At 67.4% G+C, this 18,781-nt stretch carries 19 protein-coding genes; 3 read left to right on the top strand and 16 right to left on the bottom strand.

Annotated elements, in window-relative coordinates:
* The 4 genes from BLQ10_RS20405 to lysS form a co-directional block, all read right to left on the bottom strand.
* A partial coding sequence (locus tag BLQ10_RS20405; protein ID WP_091564826.1) for an ATP-dependent Clp protease ATP-binding subunit occupies positions 1 to 1,772 on the bottom strand: 1,772 nt, incomplete at its 3' end.
* A 440-nt stretch (positions 1,773 to 2,212) separates the two neighbouring features.
* Entirely contained in the window at positions 2,213 to 2,539 is a 327-nt protein-coding gene (locus tag BLQ10_RS20400) for a histone-like nucleoid-structuring protein Lsr2 (protein ID WP_091564820.1), read from the bottom strand.
* A 153-nt stretch (positions 2,540 to 2,692) separates the two neighbouring features.
* Positions 2,693 to 2,875 carry a hypothetical protein gene (locus tag BLQ10_RS20395; RefSeq protein WP_091564819.1) on the bottom strand — a complete coding sequence of 61 codons (183 nt, stop codon included), beginning with the start codon at positions 2,873 to 2,875 and terminating at the stop codon, positions 2,693 to 2,695.
* 2 nt (positions 2,876 to 2,877) lie between these two features.
* Complete coding sequence (gene lysS, locus BLQ10_RS20390; RefSeq protein WP_091564818.1) at positions 2,878 to 4,410, bottom strand: lysine--tRNA ligase; 1,533 nt, start codon at positions 4,408 to 4,410, stop codon at positions 2,878 to 2,880.
* Positions 4,411 to 4,509: 99 nt separating this feature from the next.
* Here lysS and BLQ10_RS20385 point away from each other — a divergent pair, with 99 nt between their 5' ends.
* The 3 genes from BLQ10_RS20385 to BLQ10_RS20375 all read left to right on the top strand — a co-directional run bounded on the left by BLQ10_RS20385 (position 4,510) and on the right by BLQ10_RS20375 (position 7,180).
* Entirely contained in the window at positions 4,510 to 5,523 is a 1,014-nt protein-coding gene (locus BLQ10_RS20385) for an alpha/beta fold hydrolase (RefSeq protein WP_091564817.1), read from the top strand.
* Between the two features lie 56 nt (positions 5,524 to 5,579).
* A complete protein-coding gene (locus BLQ10_RS20380) occupies positions 5,580 to 6,206 on the top strand; it encodes a thymidine kinase (RefSeq protein ID WP_091564816.1) in 627 nt (208 codons plus the stop codon).
* A gap of 140 nt (positions 6,207 to 6,346) precedes the next feature.
* Entirely contained in the window at positions 6,347 to 7,180 is an 834-nt protein-coding gene (locus BLQ10_RS20375; protein ID WP_091564815.1) for an alpha/beta fold hydrolase, read from the top strand.
* 113 nt (positions 7,181 to 7,293) lie between these two features.
* Here BLQ10_RS20375 and BLQ10_RS20370 read toward each other — a convergent pair whose 3' ends face one another.
* The 12 genes from BLQ10_RS20370 to hpt form a co-directional block, all read right to left on the bottom strand.
* A complete protein-coding gene (locus BLQ10_RS20370; protein ID WP_091564814.1) occupies positions 7,294 to 8,790 on the bottom strand; it encodes an MDR family MFS transporter in 1,497 nt (498 codons plus the stop codon).
* 167 nt (positions 8,791 to 8,957) lie between these two features.
* Positions 8,958 to 9,860, bottom strand: a complete 903-nt coding sequence (gene panC, locus BLQ10_RS20365; protein WP_091564813.1) for a pantoate--beta-alanine ligase — start codon at positions 9,858 to 9,860, stop codon at positions 8,958 to 8,960.
* A gap of 1 nt (position 9,861) precedes the next feature.
* Positions 9,862 to 10,782, bottom strand: a complete 921-nt coding sequence (locus BLQ10_RS20360) for a Rossmann-like and DUF2520 domain-containing protein (RefSeq protein ID WP_091564812.1) — start codon at positions 10,780 to 10,782, stop codon at positions 9,862 to 9,864.
* On the bottom strand, positions 10,775 to 12,349 hold the full coding sequence (locus BLQ10_RS20355; protein WP_091564811.1) for a PH domain-containing protein: 1,575 nt from the start codon (positions 12,347 to 12,349) through the stop codon (positions 10,775 to 10,777). Before BLQ10_RS20355 ends, BLQ10_RS20360 begins: the two co-directional genes overlap by 8 nt.
* A gap of 18 nt (positions 12,350 to 12,367) precedes the next feature.
* Positions 12,368 to 12,880, bottom strand: a complete 513-nt coding sequence (locus BLQ10_RS20350) for a PH domain-containing protein (RefSeq protein ID WP_091564810.1) — start codon at positions 12,878 to 12,880, stop codon at positions 12,368 to 12,370.
* Positions 12,861 to 13,385 carry a DUF3180 domain-containing protein gene (locus tag BLQ10_RS20345; RefSeq protein ID WP_091564809.1) on the bottom strand — a complete coding sequence of 175 codons (525 nt, stop codon included), beginning with the start codon at positions 13,383 to 13,385 and terminating at the stop codon, positions 12,861 to 12,863. The genes BLQ10_RS20350 and BLQ10_RS20345 overlap by 20 nt, the downstream gene beginning before the upstream one ends.
* Positions 13,382 to 13,951 carry a 2-amino-4-hydroxy-6-hydroxymethyldihydropteridine diphosphokinase gene (gene folK / locus BLQ10_RS20340; protein ID WP_091564808.1) on the bottom strand — a complete coding sequence of 190 codons (570 nt, stop codon included), beginning with the start codon at positions 13,949 to 13,951 and terminating at the stop codon, positions 13,382 to 13,384. The genes BLQ10_RS20345 and folK overlap by 4 nt, the downstream gene beginning before the upstream one ends.
* Entirely contained in the window at positions 13,948 to 14,307 is a 360-nt protein-coding gene (gene folB, locus BLQ10_RS20335) for a dihydroneopterin aldolase (RefSeq protein WP_091564807.1), read from the bottom strand. Before folB ends, folK begins: the two co-directional genes overlap by 4 nt.
* A 13-nt stretch (positions 14,308 to 14,320) precedes the next feature.
* Positions 14,321 to 15,271, bottom strand: a complete 951-nt coding sequence (gene folP / locus BLQ10_RS20330) for a dihydropteroate synthase (RefSeq protein ID WP_091564806.1) — start codon at positions 15,269 to 15,271, stop codon at positions 14,321 to 14,323.
* Positions 15,272 to 15,282: 11 nt separating this feature from the next.
* On the bottom strand, positions 15,283 to 15,924 hold the full coding sequence (folE, locus tag BLQ10_RS20325) for a GTP cyclohydrolase I FolE (RefSeq protein WP_091564805.1): 642 nt from the start codon (positions 15,922 to 15,924) through the stop codon (positions 15,283 to 15,285).
* 9 nt (positions 15,925 to 15,933) lie between these two features.
* Positions 15,934 to 18,000: an ATP-dependent zinc metalloprotease FtsH gene (ftsH, locus tag BLQ10_RS20320; protein ID WP_091564804.1), complete on the bottom strand. Its 2,067-nt coding sequence runs from the start codon at positions 17,998 to 18,000 to the stop codon at positions 15,934 to 15,936.
* A 200-nt stretch (positions 18,001 to 18,200) separates the two neighbouring features.
* On the bottom strand, positions 18,201 to 18,752 hold the full coding sequence (gene hpt / locus BLQ10_RS20315; RefSeq protein ID WP_091564803.1) for a hypoxanthine phosphoribosyltransferase: 552 nt from the start codon (positions 18,750 to 18,752) through the stop codon (positions 18,201 to 18,203).
* Between the last annotated feature and the right edge of the window lie 29 nt (positions 18,753 to 18,781).

The following is an 18,781-nucleotide window of genomic DNA, read 5'->3' as shown; positions in this document are numbered from 1 at the left end:
GAGACCGTGTGCTTCTCCGAGTACTCGGACATGTCCAGGGTGATCAGCGCGTCTTCCTCGCCGAACAGGAACTCGGCCAGGGCCTTGGCCAGTTCGGTCTTGCCCACGCCGGTGGGGCCGGCGAAGATGAACGAGCCGCCCGGACGCTTGGGGTCCTTCAGGCCTGCACGGGTGCGCCGGATCGCCTGGGACAGGGCCTTGATGGCCTCGTTCTGGCCGACCACGCGCTTGTGGAGCTCATCTTCCATCTTCAGCAGGCGCGAGGACTCTTCCTCGGTCAGCTTGAAGACCGGGATGCCGGTGGAGTTCGCCAGCACCTCGGCGATGAGGTCCTCATCAACTTCGGAGATGTCGTCCATGCCGCCGGTCTTCCACTGGCGTTCCTTTTCGGCGCGCTCGGCTATGAGCTTCTGCTCCTTGTCGCGCAGCGACGCGGCGCCTTCGAAGTCCTGCGCGTCGATCGCGGATTCCTTCTCCAGCTTCATGGCGGCGATTTTCTCGTCCATGACCTTGAGCTCGGGCGGGGCGGTCATGCGGCGGATGCGCAGCCGCGCGCCGGCCTCGTCGATCAGGTCGATCGCCTTGTCCGGCAGGAACCGGTCCGAGATGTAGCGCTCGGAGAGGCTCGCCGCCGAGGCGAGGGCGCCGTCGGTGATGGTGACGCGGTGGTGCGCCTCGTACCGGTCGCGGAGGCCCTTGAGGATCTCGATCGCGTGCGCAACGGAGGGTTCCTTGACCTGGATCGGCTGGAAGCGGCGCTCCAGCGCGGCATCCTTCTCGATGTGCTTACGGTATTCGTCCAGGGTAGTGGCGCCGATGGTCTGGAGCTCGCCGCGGGCCAGCATGGGCTTCAGGATCGAGGCCGCATCGATGGCGCCTTCGGCCGCACCTGCACCCACCAGGGTGTGGATCTCATCGATGAACAGGATGATGTCCCCGCGGGTGCGGATCTCCTTGAGGACCTTCTTCAGCCGCTCTTCAAAGTCGCCGCGGTAGCGGGAGCCGGCCACGAGGGACCCGAGGTCCAGGGTGTACAGCTGCTTGTCCTTGATGGTCTCCGGGACATCCCCACGGACGATCGCCTGGGCAAGGCCCTCGACGACGGCGGTCTTGCCGACGCCGGGCTCGCCGATCAGCACGGGGTTGTTCTTGGTGCGGCGGGAAAGGACCTGCATGACGCGTTCCATTTCCTGCTCGCGGCCGATCACGGGGTCCAGTTTGTTCTCGCGCGCCGCCTGGGTCAGGTTGCGGCCGAACTGGTCCAGGACGACGGAACCCGCGGGGGTACCCTCGGCCTGGCCGGGGCCGACGCCGGCGCCCGTGCTTTCCTTGCCCTGGTAGCCCGAGAGCAGCTGGATGACCTGCTGGCGGACCCGGTTCAGGTCGGCGCCGAGCTTGACGAGCACCTGGGCGGCAACGCCCTCGCCCTCCCGGATGAGGCCGAGCAGGATGTGCTCGGTACCGATGTAGTTGTGGCCCAACTGCAGGGCCTCGCGCAGCGAGAGCTCCAGGACCTTCTTGGCACGAGGGGTAAAGGGGATGTGGCCGGAAGGCGCCTGCTGGCCCTGGCCGATGATCTCCTGCACCTGCTCGCGGACACCGTCGAGCGAAATGCCCAATGATTCAAGGGCTTTGGCGGCAACACCTTCACCCTCATGGATCAGACCCAAGAGGATGTGTTCGGTACCAATGTAATTGTGGTTCAGCATGCGTGCCTCTTCTTGGGCAAGCACAACTACGCGACGGGCACGGTCCGTAAATCGCTCAAACATTTCGCCACACTCCTAGCTACGACGTACTTTGATGCTACGTGGCCGGGTTCCAGATTTGGGGCTTGTTCGCCACAGGGGAAACCGGAAGGCTGCGCATCCCTGGCAGGACCCACTCCCGGCAGGGGCGGGATGGGCCCTAACCCTTCCGGGCGGGATGGGGCCTGAACCCTTCCGGGCGGGCCCGCTTCCCCCTCCGGCCGTTCCGGGCGGGACCCTCCGGCCCTTCCGGGCGTGCGCAACCGGCCGGACCGGGCGGGCCCCCGGCGGAGAGGGCGTGCGGGTCCGGCCCGAAAGGCGTACCGCCGTCGGCATGGCAATGCCCCCGCCAGATAACGGGGGCATTGGCATTTGACTCGACTTCGGACTTGATTGCGACCTGATGAGTCTTGATTGCCTCTTGATACTGGGCATTGATACTGCGCCTTGGCGCGGGGTCCTGGCTAGGAATTGGCCTTTTGGTAGGCTTCCTGAATTTCGGCCTGGATACGTCCGCGGCTGTTTACCGCATAGCCGTTGTCCCGTGCCCACTGACGGATCTGGGCAGAGTCCTGATTCCGTCCGCTGGAAATTTTCGTGCGCGTGGCGCGTCCGCTTGACGTCTTGCGTGCGTGCCCCACAAATCGCTCCACTGCGGAGCGCAGTTCTGAAGCATTACTTGACGACAGGTCAATTTCGTAGCTCACGCCGTCAAGGCCAAACCGGACAGTTTCGTCCGCGGATCCCCCATCCAGATCATCAACGAGGATGATTTTTACTTTCTGTGCCATAAAGGACTCTCTTTCCAAAGATCGAGCGTTAAGAAAAGCAGGATGTATCTGGAATAAGTATCCTCCGCGTTACAGCAGGGAGTCAAAGCGCAAAACTCTGTTCAAAGGAAAACCACAGGTGGCAATAGGGAACTATTACTTCTTCCCGGGTAATTAGCCCCCCAGGGCTCCGGAATCCTGCTCCCGGGTTTGAGCTTCCGCTCGAGAATCCGCTTCGGCATGGGCGCGGGCTTCTGCCTGCCGCTCTGATTTGTCGGCATTGAATATGGCTTTCATGGCAAACCAGAAAAGCAGGCCCACCACGATGGGGGGCAGCAATACGGCGATATAGTCCATGCTCAGTGTCCTTCGGGCTTCAACAGGGGGAAGAGGATCGTTTCGCGGATGCCAGCGCCGGTGAAGAGCATCACGAGACGGTCGATGCCCAGGCCGATCCCGCCCATGGGCGGCGCGCCGTACTCGAGCGCACGGAGGAAGTCGTCGTCCAGCTGCATGGCTTCGACATCACCCGCGGCGGAACGGCGGGACTGTTCGGTGAGGCGTTCGCGCTGGATCACCGGGTCGATCAGCTCGGAGAAGGCCGTTCCGCGCTCCATGCCGCCGATGATGAGGTCCCAGGCCTCGATCAGGCGGTCATCCTCGCGGTGCTGGCGGGCCAGCGGCTGCGCGGACGGCGGGTAGTCGTAGACGAAGGTGGGGTTCAGCAGGGTCGGCTCGACGAGTTCGCCGAAGAGCTCCACCACGAGCTTTTCGGCCTCCCAGTTGGCGTCGACCTTGACCTCGTGCTTTGCGGCGAGCGCCAGCAGCTCCGAAACCGGGGTGTCCGGAGTGACTTCCTGGCCCACGAAGTCGGACAGTCCCGGGTACACCGCCAGCCAGGTCCAGTCGCCGTCGAGGTTGATCTCTCCGGCTTCGGTCTGCAGGACGCGGCCCACACCGGCGGCGTCGGCAGCGTCCAGGATGATCTCCTTGATCCGGTCCGCCATGACGAACTGGTCCGCCCAGGCCTCGTAGGACTCCAAGGTGGTGAATTCGGGGCTGTGGGTGGAGTCCACACCTTCGTTGCGGAAGACCCGGCCCATGTCGTAGACGCGGTCGATCCCGCCGACCACTGTGCGCTTGAGGTAGAGCTCGGTAGCGATGCGCAGCGTCATTTTCTGGTCGAAGGCGTTCATGTGCGTCTCGAAGGGACGGGCCGTGGCGCCGCCGTGAACCAGCTGCAGCATGGGGGTTTCGACCTCGACGTAGCCCTGGCGGTGCAGGGTTTCGCGGATCGAGCGGGTGATCGCGGCGCGGGTGTAAACCATCTCGCGGGCTTCGTCGCGGACAATGAGGTCCACGTAGCGCTGGCGGACACGCGTTTCTTCGTTCAGCCCGGCGTGCAGCACGGGCAGCGGACGCAGCGCCTTCGAGGCCATGGTCCAGGAATCCGCCATGACGGACAGCTCGCCGCGGCGTGAGGAGATGACCTCGCCCTTGATGAAGACGTGATCGCCGAGGTCCACGAGGGACTTCCACTCCGCGAGCGCCTCCTCACCGATGTTGGCCAGGCTCAGCATGACCTGCAGCCGCACGGCCTTGCCGTCCACACCGCCCTCCTGAAGGGTGGCGAAGCAGAGCTTGCCCGTATTGCGGATGAAGACAATGCGGCCGGTCACGCCGACGACGTCGCCGGTGGTTTCATCGGCCTGAAGGTAGGCGTATTTCTCGCGGATTTCCGTGAGCGAGTGTGTGCGTTCGACACCCACCGGATATGCCTCGACGCCGCGTTCAATCAGCTTGGCGCGCTTCTCCATGCGGATGCGCGTCTGCTCGCTGGCATCGTGCGGCTCGGCGGCGGTGTTCGGGGCGGGGGTGTTTTGGGAAGTCACAATCCCCAAGTTTACCGTCGATTTGCGCCCGGGCAGGTCCCGGGCCGGTTCTGCCCGGGCGCAGCCGGGCAGACGGGCTGCGGGAATAGAATCGGGGCTGTGGAGACATGGACAGTGAGGACCGACGACGGCGAGGGACACCTCGAGCTGCACACAATCCGTCCGGCGGCGCGTGCGCCGGGCGGGCCGGGCGCATCCGGCGCCGCGGCGGCGGCCCAATCTCAAAAACTGCGCGGTGAAGGATCCGGCGTCGTCATCGTGCACGGGACACTGATCACCGATCAGCTCTACCGGCCGTTTGCCCGGAAACTCGTCCGGCTGCTGGGCAGGCCAGTGCACTGCTACAACCGCCGCGGGCGCGCCGGTTCCTCACCCCAGCCCGCCGACTATTCTGCCGCCACCGAGGTGGCCGACCTGGCCACCGTGCTCCGCGAGACCGGCGCCAGCGACGTCGTGGCCCACAGTTATGGCGGGTTTGTGGCCCTGCAGACCGCCCGTAACCTGCCGATCCGCCGGATGGTGACCTACGACGCGGCCGTCAGCCTCTCCGGGAACCTCAACCAGCGCTGGCGGCCGGAGCTTGAACGTTCCCTGGCCGCCGGCCAGCTTGACGACGCTTGGGCACATTTGGTGCAGGGCCTGGAGACGGCGGGCCCGGTGTCCCGGCTGCCCCTGGGCGCTCTGCGCATGCTGAGCATCCTCTCTGCCCGGACCAACCTGGGGGCCGAGATGCGGGAACTGCTGCCCACGGCTGTGGCAGAGATGCGGGCCGTGCTGGCCGCCGACGCCGAACTCACCGATTTTGCCGCCATCACCACCCCCACGCTCATGCTCAGCGGCGGCTGGAGTCCTGCCTACTTCGCCGAGACGGGCCGCCAGCTCGCCGACGCCGTCCCGGCGCTCAGCTTCGCACTGGCTCCCGGGCAACTCCACGAAGGCCCCATCCGGCCGGGAAACCGACTGGCCCTCCGTACGGCACGGTTCCTCCTCGGCGGGACTGACGCTGCGACCCCGCCGCCCGGCAGCCTGGCCGGCAGCCTGGCGGCCGGGGGCATGACCGGCATCGCCGGACGCGTGCCGGCCCGGTGGCGGCCGATCGGGCCCGGCCGCTGACGGCCGCGCAGCGGCCGACCGCTAGAATCGGGGGCGACCCTTTCGAAAGGACCCCCTTGGCCAAGCTCTACTTCCGCTACGGCGCCATGAACTCCGGCAAATCTACGGGGCTGCTGCAGGCGGCGTTCAATTATGAGGAACGCGGGCAGCACGTCCTGCTGGCCAAGCCGGACGTGGACACCAAGGGCGACTCCGACGTCGTGTCCCGCCTGGGCATGACCCGTTCGGTGGACTTCCTGATCCCCGCCGGCGCGTCGGCCCGCGAGCTTTTCACCGCCCAGGCCCACGGGGACGATCCCGACGCCCTGCTGCAGCACGTGGACACCCCGCCCGTGGCCTGCCTCCTGGTTGACGAGGCCCAGTTCCTGGAACCGGAGCAGGTGGACGATCTCTTCCGCATCGCGGTCCTGGACAACGTCCCCGTACTCGCCTACGGCATCCGCACCGACTTCCGGACCCGCGCGTTCCCCGGTTCCCTTAGGCTCCTGGAGATTGCGCACACCCTCGAAGAGCTCAAGACCATCTGCCGCTGCGGACGGAAGGCTATCTACAACACCCGCCGGATCGGAGACCAGGTGGTCTTCGACGGGAACCAGGTTGCGATCGACGGCCAGGATGTCTGGTACGAGTCGCTCTGCGGCGCCTGCTACCTCGAGGTTTCCGGCGGCCGGCTGGGCAACTAGCTGTACTGCGCCGGGCAGTGCCGTGCCCAATTGAACTGTGGCTTGCTGAACTGCGGCCTACTGCACTGGGGCTTGCTGCACTGAGGCTTGCTGCACTGGGGCGTACTGCACTGGGGCGCGGCCTCGGCTAGGCTCGGAGCATGACCCGCGAGAACATCAGAACCCCCCACGGCGGAACGATCGAGCTTCTAAGCACGGGCGCCGAGCTCGCCTCGGCGGGTTCGGGCATCGTCGTCGTGCCGGCCTCGATGGTGACGGCCGCCGATTACACGCGCTTCGCGCAGAAACTCAGCGCGTCACTGGGCCGGCCGGTGCACACCTTTAACCGGCGCGGGCGTGGCTCGTCCTCCCCGCAGCCGGAGGACTACACCCTGGACGTGGACATCCACGATCTCGACGCCGTCATGAAGCACACGTCCAGCACGGACGTCTTCGGCCACAGCTTCGGCGGGGCAGTGGCCCTGCACGCGGCCCGCACCCTGCCGGTGGAACGACTGGCCGTGTACGACCCCGCCGTATCCGTCAACCACAGCGTCACGGCGGACTGGACGCCCGAATACGAGCGGGCGACCGCGGCCGGCGACGACGATCGCGCCCTCGCCGTCCTGCTCAGAGGCCTGGAGACCGGCAGCGCCCTGTCCCGGATGCCGCTGTCTATGCTGACGCTGGCGAATAAGCTTTCGGCGGCCACCCCGATCGGCAAGCAGCTGCGCGACCTCATGCAGACCGGTGTCCGCGAGATTAAGGCGATCATCGCCGCGGACATGCCGGCCGAACCGTTCCTGGAACTGCCGCTGGAGACGCTGATCATCGTGGGCGAGAAGAGCCCGGCATATTTCGGCGTGGCCTGTGCCCAGATCCACGATGTCCTCTCCGGTTCCAGCTACACGATCCTGCCGGGAATGGGCCACGACGGTGTCAACAAGGCGCCAGACAAGCTGATCGCCGAGCTCAGCGCGTTTTACGCGGGCTGACCAGCGTCAAGCAACGCGAAACGCGCAACAAGCAACGTGGCGTCACGTCGCGCCCATCCGTCCCTAGGACACGGCCGCGATGTGACCCGCGTTTTGCTGTAGTGGCGTTGCTCTTAGTGCGCGGGCTGTGCCGCGCCTGAAGTCTTGCGCATCATGGCGGACAGCACGACGGCGGCGAGAGCTATGACGGCCGCCGTCAAGAATGCGGCGTGCATGCCGGCAACCATTCCCGAGGACTCTGCCACGAAAGCGTAAATCGAGACCAGCAGCGCCGTGCCGGCGGCGCCGGCCACCTGCTGCAGCGTGCTCATGATGGCCGAGCCGTGGGAGTACAGGTGCGGCGGCAGCGGGTTAAGGCCAGTCGTGAACGCGGGGGTGAACAGCAGCGCCAGGCCCAGACTCAGCGCCACATGCAGGGCAATGATCCACCCCACTGGTGAGCCGGCGTCCAGCATGGAGAACTGCCAAAGGGACAGCACCATCATGACCGAGCCCGTCACTGTCAGCGGCAGCGGCCCGACCCTGTCGAACAAGCGGCCGATGAACGGCCCCAGCAGGCCCATGGCCAGGCCGCCGGGAAGCAGCACCAGGCCGGTCTCGAGTGACTTCAGGCCGCGGATCTCCTGCAGGTACAACGGCAGCAGGATCACCGCGCCGAACAAGGCGATCATGGCCACGACCAGCAGCAGCACGGACACCGTGAACATCCGGAAAGTGAAGGCGCGCAGGTCCAGCAGGGGGCCGTCGCCCTTCTGCAACTTCAGCTGGCGCAGGACGAATGCCGCCAGGGCAACCACGCCGACGGCCAGGGCCACCACGGCCGGGGCGCGGGAGCCGGCCTGGCTGCCGCCGATCTGGCTCAGGCCGTACACCAGGCCGCCGAAAGCGGGGACCGTGAGCACCACTGAGAGGGCATCGAGCCGGGTTTTCTCGGATGTGCCGATGTTGGTCAGAAATTTGGCCCCGATGGCCAGCGCGGCGAGGGCGATCGGCAGCACGAAGACAAACATGAACCGCCAGGAAAAATGCTCGAGGATCAGGCCGGAAACTGTGGGGCCCAGGGCCGGCGCAACCGAAATGGCGATGCTGACGTTGCCCATGACGGCGCCGCGGCGCTCCAGCGGCACGAGCGTGAGGATGGTGGTCATCAGGAGCGGCAGCATGATGGCTGTGCCGCCGGCCTGGACGATGCGGGCCAGCAGCAGGACTCCGAAGCCCGGCGCGAGGGCGGCCAGCAGCGTGCCGCCGGAGAAGAGCCCCATGGCCAGCATGAACACGGCACGGGTGGACAGCCGCTGCAGGATGAACCCGGTGGTGGGAATCACGACAGCCATGGTGAGCATGAAGCCGGTGGAGAGCCACTGCACGGTGGGCGCATCGATGTTCAGGTCCACCATCAGCCGCTGCAGGGCCACGTTCATGATGGTCTCGTTGAGGATCACGACGAACGTGGCCACCAGCAGCGTGACGATGATGGTCACGGACTCCCGGGACATCTTCGCCGGCGCGGTTACCGCCGTCGTTGTGGCAGGCGCCGTCTGCGCGGGGATGGTGGGGGCAGCGCCCGGTGCGGGATCGCCAGAGGCGTTGGACGAGACGTCTGTTGACATGGGAATTCCCTCAGGGAGTTTGGTGTGGGTCCGGCGAGCGTCGGCGCTGCTGCAGGTTCCAACAGTCTAAGGCCCGGGGGCATTCCCGTCGCCGGAAAATCTATGCGGGGTCAGCTACTGCCCGTGGAGGGCGGCCGCATGGGCCGTAGCTGACCTGCGCGTCGGTTTTAGGAGTTCAGGGGCGCGTTGTCGATGAGGCGGACGGGACCGACCTTGGCGGCGATAATCGCCAGCCCCTCGCCGCGGAACGGGGTGTCCCTGCAGTTTTCCGCAAGGGGCTCCAGGGTGCGCGGATCCACCACCTCGAAATAGTCCAGTTCGACGAGCGGCTGGGACCGGACCAGGGCCTGCGCGGATTCGACGTCCAGCGGCTCATGCGCGTTGGCGCGCTCCTCGATGAGCCGCAGCGCACGGGAGAGCACCAGGGCGGCCTCGCGCTGGTCCTCGGAGAGGAAACGGTTGCGGCTGGACAGTGCCAGGCCGTCGGCCGAGCGGACAATGGGCACGGGCACGATCTCCACGGGGAAATTCAGGTCCGCCACCATGCGCTGGACCAGCGCCAGTTGCTGGGCGTCCTTCTGGCCGAAATAGGCGCGGTAGGCGGCCTGGCCACCGTCCGGCAGCCCGGTCCCCGGGATGCCGTAGTGCAGCAGTTTCGCGACGACCGTCAGCGCGCCGTCGAAGTGTCCGGGCCGGGACGCGCCCTCCCACTTTTCACCCAGGGGTCCCGCCGTGATCCGCACCAGGGGTGCCCCGCCGGGGTAGACCTCCTCAACACTCGGCGCGAACGCCAGGTCCACGCCCTCGGCGTCCAGCAGCGCGAGGTCGGCATCGAGCGTCCGGGGGTAGCGTTCCAGATCCGTGGCCTCGCCAAACTGCAGCGGGTTCACGAAGATGCTGGCCACCACGACGTCGTTCTGGGCGGCGGCCGTCCGGGCCAGCTGGGCATGCCCCTCGTGCAGGGCGCCCATGGTGGGCACGAGCCCCTGGGACGTGCCGCCTTTCTGCGCCAGCAGCCGGGCGCTTGCGGCGCGGAGCTGGGCAGCTGTGGTGACGAGTTGGATTGCCAAGTCAGGGTCCTTCCGGGGCGTGCGTCCCGTTCTGGCCGGGGCCGCCGAGCGCCTGTTCGATGCCGTCGAGTTGTTCCGGCTTCAGGAGCCCGCGGCTTCCTGCCCGGCGGGCTGTCGCCCGGGCCATGGCCAGGTACGCCTCAAGGATATCGCCGGCTGAGCCGCCGTCGTACTCGCGCAGGGCCGCGGCGTGGGCGGCAACCGTGCCCGTGTCGCCGCGAACTACGGGTCCGGTCAGCGCCGATTCGCCCGAGGCGAGCGCGTTCTCGAGGGTGGCACGCAGCAGCGGGCCCAGCATCCGGTCCGGGGCGTCGACGCCGACGTCGCGGAGCAGTTGCGAGGCCTGCGCCACAAGCGTTACGAGGTGGTTCGAGCCGTGCGCGAGGGCAGCGTGGTAGAGGACGCGGTCCGCCTCGGCGATCGCGACGGGCTCGGCGCCCATTTCGACGACGAGTGCCTGGGCAATCGGCAGCATCGCGGCGTCGGCCGTGACCCCGAAGGTGCAGTCCAGGAGCCTCGTGAGGTCCAGGCTCATGCCCGTGAACGTCATGGCCGGGTGCAGCGCGAGCGGCACGGCGCCGGCGGCACGGACCGGGTGCAGGATCCCGACGCCGAAGCGCCCGGAGGTGTGCGCCACGAGCTGGCCGGGCTGCCAGGCGCCGAGCTTGGCCAGGCCGTTCACGAGCGGGCCCAGGGCATCGTCCGGGACGGCGAGCAGGACCAGCTCGGCGCGCTCCACGATGTCCTGCACCTCCAGGATCGGGACGCCGGGCAGCAGTGTTTCGACGCGTTCCCGGCTGGCGTCCGAAACGGCGGACGCCCCGATGACGGCGTGCTCGGCTCCGCGCAGCGCCGCCCCCAGGACGGCACCGACCTTCCCTGCGCCAATGATTCCGACGCCGAGGCGTCCTGGTTTAGCCATGATGTGGGCCTTCCTGAGGGTCGTCTGCGGGTGGTGCGGCCGGCTTGGCCGCCGGCTCCATCCAGTGCTCGCTCTTCTGGCGCTTGCGCGCGGCGCGGGCACGGGCGGACTGGGCATCGAGCAGGGCCCGGCCTTCGTCGAGGCCGGCCTGGATGAGCCGCGGGGCCACCGGACCTGCCGTGGTGTGCAGGACCAGGTCCGCCACCCGGAATCTGCGGGCGAGCGGGCCCTGCTGGAGCGCCATGGACTGGGTGCGCTGGTGCGGCACCACCACGAAGCTCCGCCACCACCGGCCCGACCTCAGGAGCAGGGCGGTCTCCGTTGCTGTGAAGCCGTTGCGCCGCCAGCCCAGCGGTGCCAGGAACCGGGCCCGGCGCGGGCTGGTGACGAAGCCGCCGTCGGTGTCCTGGCCGTCTCCGCTGCTGGGAGTCCCGGCGGCGTCGGCGAGACCGGTGATCCCTGCGGTGAACACACCCAGCGGATCCTGGGTTCCGGGGTCCGGGAGCACCAGCGAGAGGATTTCCAGGACGTCGGCGAGGGATCCCACCGGAAGCAGCGTGGTCCGGGCCGATCCCTCGCCGGCACTGGCGGCCAGGCCGTAGCCGGCCACGTTGACCTGGACCCGGTACCAGCCGAACATCCGCCACAGCGGCGGCTGGCTGACCTTCAGCGCCTGGATCCTGCCCGGCGGCACGGTCTGCGCCTGCGTGTCCAGCAGGCCGTAGCGCAGCCGGATGCCGTCCGGGGAAACGGCGGCCGTGAAGTTGTAGCCCTTGTTGAACGAGGACCAGTAGGAGGCGACGAGTCCGATCGCGGCAGGGATCAGGAAGACCGCGAAGTTCCGGTTTTCGGTGACGGCGGAGAGCAGCACGGAGGCGATGCCGCCGGCCACGATCGCGACGCTTTGTTCGCTCAGGAGCAGCGAGCCCACCAGGCGCGGCGGCGGCACGGTCAGCACCACCTGTTCGGGGGCCTCCTCGGCGGCGGTCTCCCGTTGTCCCGGTTCCGGCGACGGCGTCCCGTCTGCCGCACCGGAGGCGCGAGCCAGGATTGTCGCGCGGAGCTGTCGGGCCTCGTCCGCGCGCAGGTACGCGAGGCGCACGGCGGATTCGCCGGCGTCGGCGACTTCAAACCTGAGTTCAGCCAGTCCGAAGATCCGCGCCAGCAGGGGCTGTATGACGTCGATTGCCTGCACCCGGTCCAGCCTGGCCTGCCGCTGCTGCTTGAAGAGGAAACCGGTATTGACGCGCACGTAGCCGCCCGCCACCTGGTAGCGGGTGAAGTACCAGCTCAGGACGTAACCGAGAACGGTCAGCAGCAGCAGGGTGCCGCCGCCGAGCAGCAGCCACGGCGCCCGTCCGGCCAACCGCTCGTCAAAGACCGGGTCGCCCTGGAGCAGACGTTCGAAACTGTCGCGTCCAAAAAAGAACAACAGTGCAGCCAGCGCCACCCAGCCACGGACAAAGGGCGATGCCGGGTGCACGCGCAACCAGCCGGCGTCGACATTTCCTTCGTTACCAGCTGTGTCGGCACCGGCGCGTCCGGCACCCTCCGGTGTCAGCGCCATCCCGTCACGTTCTTCCCGTCACAGCCCGGCCAGCCGGGCTTCGCCGCGGGCGGAAAGCTGTTCGCGGAGCCGGGCCCCTTCACTGGCGGGCAGACCGGGAATCTCGGCGTTGGTCGTGGCGGAGGCTGTGTGAAGCTTCAGGGTGCACAGGCCCAGCGGACGCTCGACCGGGCCCACCGCGATGTCCACGTACTGCATCCGACCGTAGGGGACCACGAGGGTGCGCTGGAAGAAGATGCCCCGCCGGATCAGGAGGTCGTCCTCCCGCTCGGCATAGCCGATCGAGCGCACCTGCCGGGGAATCAGCAGGAGCCGCCACAACGCCAGAAGCAGCCAGGCGGCGGGAATGGCGACGCCCAGCCAGACCGGCGGCCAGGTCCACACGCCGGTCAGCACCAGGACCAGGGGAAGCGACAGAAGGGACACTGCGATCAGGTTTCCCAGAGCCCACCCGGCGAGGCGCACCGTGACGTACTTCGGTGACACCCTGAGCCAGTCGATGCCCGGAGGATCAATCGCTTCGGTACGCATATTCGCCTTCCGCCGAGGGCTTGCTGCGCTTTTCCTGCACGCCGGGCCGGGATTCGGCGTCGCCGTCCTCGGGCGGAATCCGGCAGAACCGCTCGACGACGAGCCCCACGATCACCATGATCAGCCCGCCGCCGGCCATGGCCAGGGCCTGCCAGGTGAGGTCGTGGTTGCTGCCCAGGTTCCACAGCCGCAGCTGCTCCACCACGATTCCCGCGTGCCAGCCCAGCAGGACCGTGCCGGTGTAGGCGCAGGCCTGGGCGAGGACCAGGGTCCAGGCCGCCAGGATGGGGTTGAGGATTTTCTTCTTCTTGCCGTTGCGCCACCGGAGCACGCGGATGCCCAGCACCAGGGTGAGTGCCACGATCACGCCCATGGTCAGCAGCCCCGTCAGTGGCAGCACCGGGGTGGCCAGGCCATACCGGCCCGCGAGCACGGTGGCGAACCAGCCGGCCACGGCCAGGACCACGCAAATGGCCAGCAGGAGCAGGGGGCTGGTCAGCTTCACGGCCGCTCCGCCGCACCGGATACGCCGGTACGCTCTGTGGTTGTGACATCCGCCGCGGCGCGGGCCTGGAAGCCGTCAAACGTCGCGAGGTCGCCGAAATCGGCGGCTTTCGCGGCGAGGTCGCCCACGTGTTCGCCGTGGAGCTCCGCCGCGGGATCGATCAGCGACCACGGGTAGAGCACGAACGCCCGTTCCGCGGCCCGGGGGTGGGGCAGGGTGAGCTCGGGATCGGAGCTCACCACGTCCCCGTAGGTGATGATGTCCACGTCCAGGGTCCGCGGCCCCCACCGGACCTCGCGCACGCGCAAATGCTTCTGCTCGACGGCGTGGCAGTGCGCCAGCAGTCCGCGCGGCGGCAGGGACGTCTCGACGGCAATCACCATGTTGAGGAAGTCCGGCTGGCCCGGCGGCCCACCCACGGCCTTCGTCTGGACGATCGGCGAGATGGCCAGCAGGCGCACCTCCGGCAGGTCGACGAGGTCTGCGACGGCGGCGGAGAGCGTGTCGCTGCGCTCCCCCAGGTTGCTGCCGAGCGCGATCACGGCGCGGGTGTAGAGCGGGCTCACGGCCGGCTCCGGTGCACGCTGACGGAGACATCGCCGAAGTCGACTTCGATCGGGGCCTTGGGCTTGTGCACGGTGATGTCCACGGCGGCCACGGGGAATTTCTGCAGCACGTCCTCGGCAATCCGCACGGCGAGGGCCTCGATCAGGTTCAGCGGTTCGCCGGTGATCCAGTCCCGGATGCTGTTGGCTACTTCGCCGTAGTGCGCGGTGTCCAGGACGTCGTCGGAAGCCGCGGCCTTGCTGAAATCCAGGTGCAGCACAGCGTCAACAACGAACGGCTGCCCGTCGCGGCGCTCGAAATCGAACACACCGTGATGGCCAACGGCGGTTACGCCGCTCAGCGTGATCTGGTCCATGGCGCCGGCCGGATCAGTTGGTGCCGGCGTCGGCGGCAGCAGCCGTCGCCGGGCGCGTCGGGGGTACCATGCGGGCGGCGACTTTGACGGCGTCGAGGCTGGCGCCGACGTCGTGTACGCGCACCGCCCAGGCGCCGCGGTAGGCGCTGATGGCGGTCACGGCGGCGGTGGCGGCGTCGCGTTCCACGGGCTGGGCGGCCTTGCCGGCCACGGTCAGCAGGCTGCCGAGGAAGCGCTTGCGTGAGCCGGCGACGAGGACCTTGTGGCCCATCGCCTGCAGCACATCCAGGTGCTGCAGGAGCTCCCAGTTCTGGACCTCATTCTTGGCGAAGCCCAGTCCCGGGTCCACAATGATCTGCTCCGGAGTGACGCCGGCGGCGTAGAGCTTGTCGCGGACGCCGGCGAGTTCCGTCACGACTTCCCCGGCGACGTCGCGGTAGTCGGTCAGGGAGTTCATGGTGCTGGCGTCGCCGCGGCGGTGCGTCAGGATGTAGGGGACCTTGGTGCGGGCGGCCAGTTCGGCCATTTCCGGCTCCATGGTCAGGCCCGAGACGTCGTTGATGATCGCGGCGCCGGCTTTCAGGGCCGCAGCCGCCGTCACGGCGTGGGTGGTGTCGATGCTGACGAGGGCGCCGGCCTTGACCAGGGCCTCGATGACCGGCAGGACCCGGCGCTGTTCCTCGTCAACGCCGACCGCCGTGGCGCCCGGGCGGGTGGATTCGCCGCCGACGTCGATGATGTCCGCCCCGGCGTAGAACATCCGCAGCCCGGCTGCGATCGCCGTGTCCGGGGTCGCGTGTGCTCCGCCGTCGCTGAAGGAGTCAGGGGTGACATTGAGGATTCCCATCACGAGTGTCCGGTCCGCGGGCAGGTCCTGGAACTTCGCCGCCGGGCGCGGTTTGCGCAGGATGGGCAGGGGCGAGGTGGCGGGCCCGGTCCCCGGGGCTGCGGCTAGGGAGTCCATAGTCTGTGTTCTTACCTTCCGAGGATGAGGCTCATGGCTTCGGCACGGGTGGCCGGGTCATGCAGTTGCCCGCGCACTGCGCTGGTGACGGTCTTGGCGCCGGGCTTGCGGATTCCCCGCATGGACATGCACAGGTGTTCACATTCGACGACGACGATCGCACCGCGCGGTTGGAGGTGCGTGACGAGGGCCTCGACGATCTGGGTGGTCAGGCGTTCCTGTACCTGCGGGCGCTTAGCGAACATGTCCACGACCCTGGCCAGCTTGCTCAGGCCTGTGACCTTGCCGTCGTGGGACGGAATGTAACCCACATGCGCCACACCGTGGAACGGCACCAGATGGTGCTCGCAAGTGGAGTAGAACGGGATGTCCTTGACCAGCACGAGTTCCTCGTGGTCCAGGTCGAAGGTGGTGGCCAGGATCTCGGCGGGGTCGTGGTGCAGGCCGGCGAACATTTCCGTATACGCCTTGGCCACCCGTTTCGGGGTGTCCAGGAGGCCACCGCGATCCGGGTCCTCGCCGATGGCCAGCAGGATTTCCCGCACGGCGGCTTCGATCCTGGGGCGGTCCACCTTGGTCCTTGAATGTGGGGCTTCCCCGTCCCCCGCCGAAGCAGCGGGGGCGGGAACGTCGTCGTCGAAGTTAGAAGTCACAGAAGAAGCCTAGCCGGGATGACCATCAGTCCCGATATCCGTAGCACCGCCCTGGAAGGACTCCTGTCCGCCGACGCCCTGGGCATGCGGGGCCTGGGCATCCAGGGGCTCTTCGAGCCGGGCCTGGGTGGCTTCCTCCTGCGCTTCACGCTCCGCCTTTTCGCGGCGCGACTCCACCGGGCCGGCGGACTGGAGCGTGCGGGTCTCCTTGGAGAGCCAGACGTCGCGGAAGTCGCGCTTGCGGATGTTGGTGAAAATCTGCGCGATTTCGGACTGGTTCAGCGTCTCGCGTTCGAGCAGTTCCAGCGCCAGCTCGTCCAGTACGTCCCGGTTTTCGGTCAGGATGGCGTAGGCCTCATCATGCGCGCCGTCGATGAGGCGGCGCACCTCCTCGTCGACGATGTAGGCGATCTGGTCCGAGTAGTTGCGCTCGTGGCCGGCGTCGCGGCCCAGGAACGGCTCGCCGCCGCCCTGGCCGAGGCGCACCGACCCGACCCTTTCGCTCATGCCGAATTCGGTGACCATCTTCCGGGCGATCCCGGTGGCCTTCTCGATGTCATTGGACGCACCGGTGGACGGATCGTGGAAGACGAGTTCCTCTGCGACGCGGCCGCCCATGGCGTAGGCCATCTGATCGAGCAGCTCGTTGCGGGTGATGGAGTACTTGTCGTTTTCCGGGACCACCATGGTGTAGCCGAGGGCACGGCCGCGGGGCAGGATGGTGATCTTGGTGACCGGGGCGGAGTTCCGCAGGGCAGCCGCGACGAGGGCATGGCCGCCTTCGTGGTAGGCGGTGACTTTGCGTTCGTGTTCCTTCATGACCCGGCTGCGCTTCTGCGGGCCGGCCATGACGCGGTCGATCGCCTCGTCGAGGGCGCGGTCATCGATCAGGTTGGCGTTGGAGCGGGCCGTCAGCAGGGCGGCCTCGTTCAGAACGTTAGCCAGGTCCGCGCCGGTGTAGCCGGGGGTCTTCTTGGCAACAGCCTTGAGGTCGACGCCGGTGGCCATCGGCTTGCCCTTGGCGTGCACCTGCAGGATCTGGTCGCGGCCGACCAAGTCGGGGGCCTCGACCGAGATCTGCCGGTCGAAGCGGCCCGGACGCAGCAGTGCGGGGTCCAGGACGTCGGGGCGGTTGGTGGCGGCAATCAGGATGACGTTGGTCTTGACGTCGAAGCCGTCCATTTCCACCAGCAGCTGGTTCAGGGTCTGCTCGCGCTCGTCGTTGCCGCCGCCGATGCCGGCGCCGCGGTGCCGGCCGACGGCGTCGATCTCATCAACGAAGATGATCGCCGGCGCGTTGGACTTGGCCTGCTCGAAGAGGTCGCGGACGCGGGAGGCGCCCACACCGACGAACATTTCCACGAAGTCGGAACCGGAGATGGAGAAGAAGGGAACGCCGGCCTCGCCGGCAACCGCGCGGGCCAGGAGGGTCTTGCCGGTGCCCGGAGGGCCGTAGAGCAGCACGCCCTTGGGGATCTTGGCGCCGACGGCCTGGAACTTGGCCGGCTCCTGCAGGAATTCCTTGATCTCCTCGAGTTCCTCCACGGCCTCATCGGCGCCGGCGACATCGCTGAAGGTCACCTGGGGCATGTCCTTGTTGACGAGCTTGGCCTTGGACTTGCCGAACTGCATGACCTTGGACCCGCCGCCCTGCATCCGGGAGAGCAGGAACCAGAACAGGACCCCGAGCAACAGCACAGGCACCAGCAGGGAGAAGAGCCCGGAGAACCAGTTGTTTTCGATCGGCTGGTCGGTGAAACCGCCCGACGGTTTGGAGTCCGTGACCGCCTTGACGACGTCCTGGGCGCGGGCGTTGACGAAGTAGAACTGGACGTTCTTGCCCTTGTCCTGCCCGTCGACCTGCAGGTTGTCCTTCAGGACCAGGTCCACCCGGTTCTCGGCGTCGAAAATCTTGGCCTGTTCAACCTTGCCGCCGGCACTCAGCAGTTCAAGGCCCTTGTCGGTGTCGATCCGACTCGCGCCGCCCGGCGCCAGAGTGGCAAATGCCAGCAGCAGCATGGCCACCACGACGACAATCCAGATGCCGGGGCCCTTGAAGAAACTCTTAGCTTTCATCTGTTCGGGGCTGGCCCCGTCCCTCCTGGTAGTGCTGCACGGCGACCGTTCTGCGCACGTGTGGTGCTGCCTCAGCTTCTAGCTATACACCGTCGCACTAACTCACGCACGGCGGAGGGCAAAAGTTCCCTGTGGGCGTAGCGGGGCCGGGCTTCCCCGGCGCCCGGGTCCCGGGCGGGGGGTGCCTCTGCGTGAACGATTTACTCGTAGACGTGCGGGGCCAGGGTGCCGACGAAGTCCAGGTTGCGGTACTTCTCGGCGTAGTCCAGGCCGTAGCCTACGACAAATTCGTTGGGAATGTCATAGCCGACGTACTTGACGTCGATCTTGACCTTGGCGGCCGTCGGCTTGCGGAAGGCGGTGCAGATTTCCACCGACGCCGTGCCTCGGGATTCCAGGTTCGTCTTGAGCCAGGACAGTGTGAGGCCGGAATCGATGATGTCCTCGACGATCAGGACGTCCTTGCCCATGAGGTCGGTGTCGAGGTCCTTCAGGATGCGGACCACGCCTGAGGACTGCGTGCCGGAGCCGTACGAGGAGACGGCCATCCAGTCCATGGAGACGTGGCTGTGCAGTGCACGGGCCAGGTCCGCCATGACCATGACGGCGCCCTTGAGCACGCCGACGATCAGGAGGTCGCGGCCCGCGTAGTCCTTGTCGATCTGCGCCGCGAGTTCGGTGATCCGTTCCTGGATCTGTTCCTTGGTGTAGAGAACGTGTTTGAGGTCTGCCTGGACGTCGTTTGAATCCACCAATGGCTCCTGTGTAGATGCGGGGTGCG

The sequence above is a fragment of the Arthrobacter sp. ok362 genome, from assembly GCF_900102785.1.
Classification (GTDB): Bacteria; Actinomycetota; Actinomycetes; order Actinomycetales; family Micrococcaceae; genus Arthrobacter.
Note: the sequence above shows the minus strand (reverse complement) of the source record. Positions and strands in the feature narration are given on the sequence as shown.

Coding starts and splice junctions, on each gene's coding strand:
- BLQ10_RS20395 (WP_091564819.1), bottom strand. CDS start 2,875: ATGGACTATATCGCCGTATTGCTGCCCCCCATCGTGGTGGGCCTGCTT.
- BLQ10_RS20360 (WP_091564812.1), bottom strand. CDS start 10,782: ATGGCTAAACCAGGACGCCTCGGCGTCGGAATCATTGGCGCAGGGAAG.
- BLQ10_RS20400 (WP_091564820.1), bottom strand. CDS start 2,539: ATGGCACAGAAAGTAAAAATCATCCTCGTTGATGATCTGGATGGGGGA.
- BLQ10_RS20375 (WP_091564815.1), top strand. CDS start 6,347: ATGACCCGCGAGAACATCAGAACCCCCCACGGCGGAACGATCGAGCTT.
- BLQ10_RS20350 (WP_091564810.1), bottom strand. CDS start 12,880: ATGCGTACCGAAGCGATTGATCCTCCGGGCATCGACTGGCTCAGGGTG.
- folB (WP_091564807.1), bottom strand. CDS start 14,307: ATGGACCAGATCACGCTGAGCGGCGTAACCGCCGTTGGCCATCACGGT.
- BLQ10_RS20355 (WP_091564811.1), bottom strand. CDS start 12,349: ATGGCGCTGACACCGGAGGGTGCCGGACGCGCCGGTGCCGACACAGCT.
- folP (WP_091564806.1), bottom strand. CDS start 15,271: ATGGACTCCCTAGCCGCAGCCCCGGGGACCGGGCCCGCCACCTCGCCC.
- BLQ10_RS20370 (WP_091564814.1), bottom strand. CDS start 8,790: ATGTCAACAGACGTCTCGTCCAACGCCTCTGGCGATCCCGCACCGGGC.
- ftsH (WP_091564804.1), bottom strand. CDS start 18,000: ATGAAAGCTAAGAGTTTCTTCAAGGGCCCCGGCATCTGGATTGTCGTC.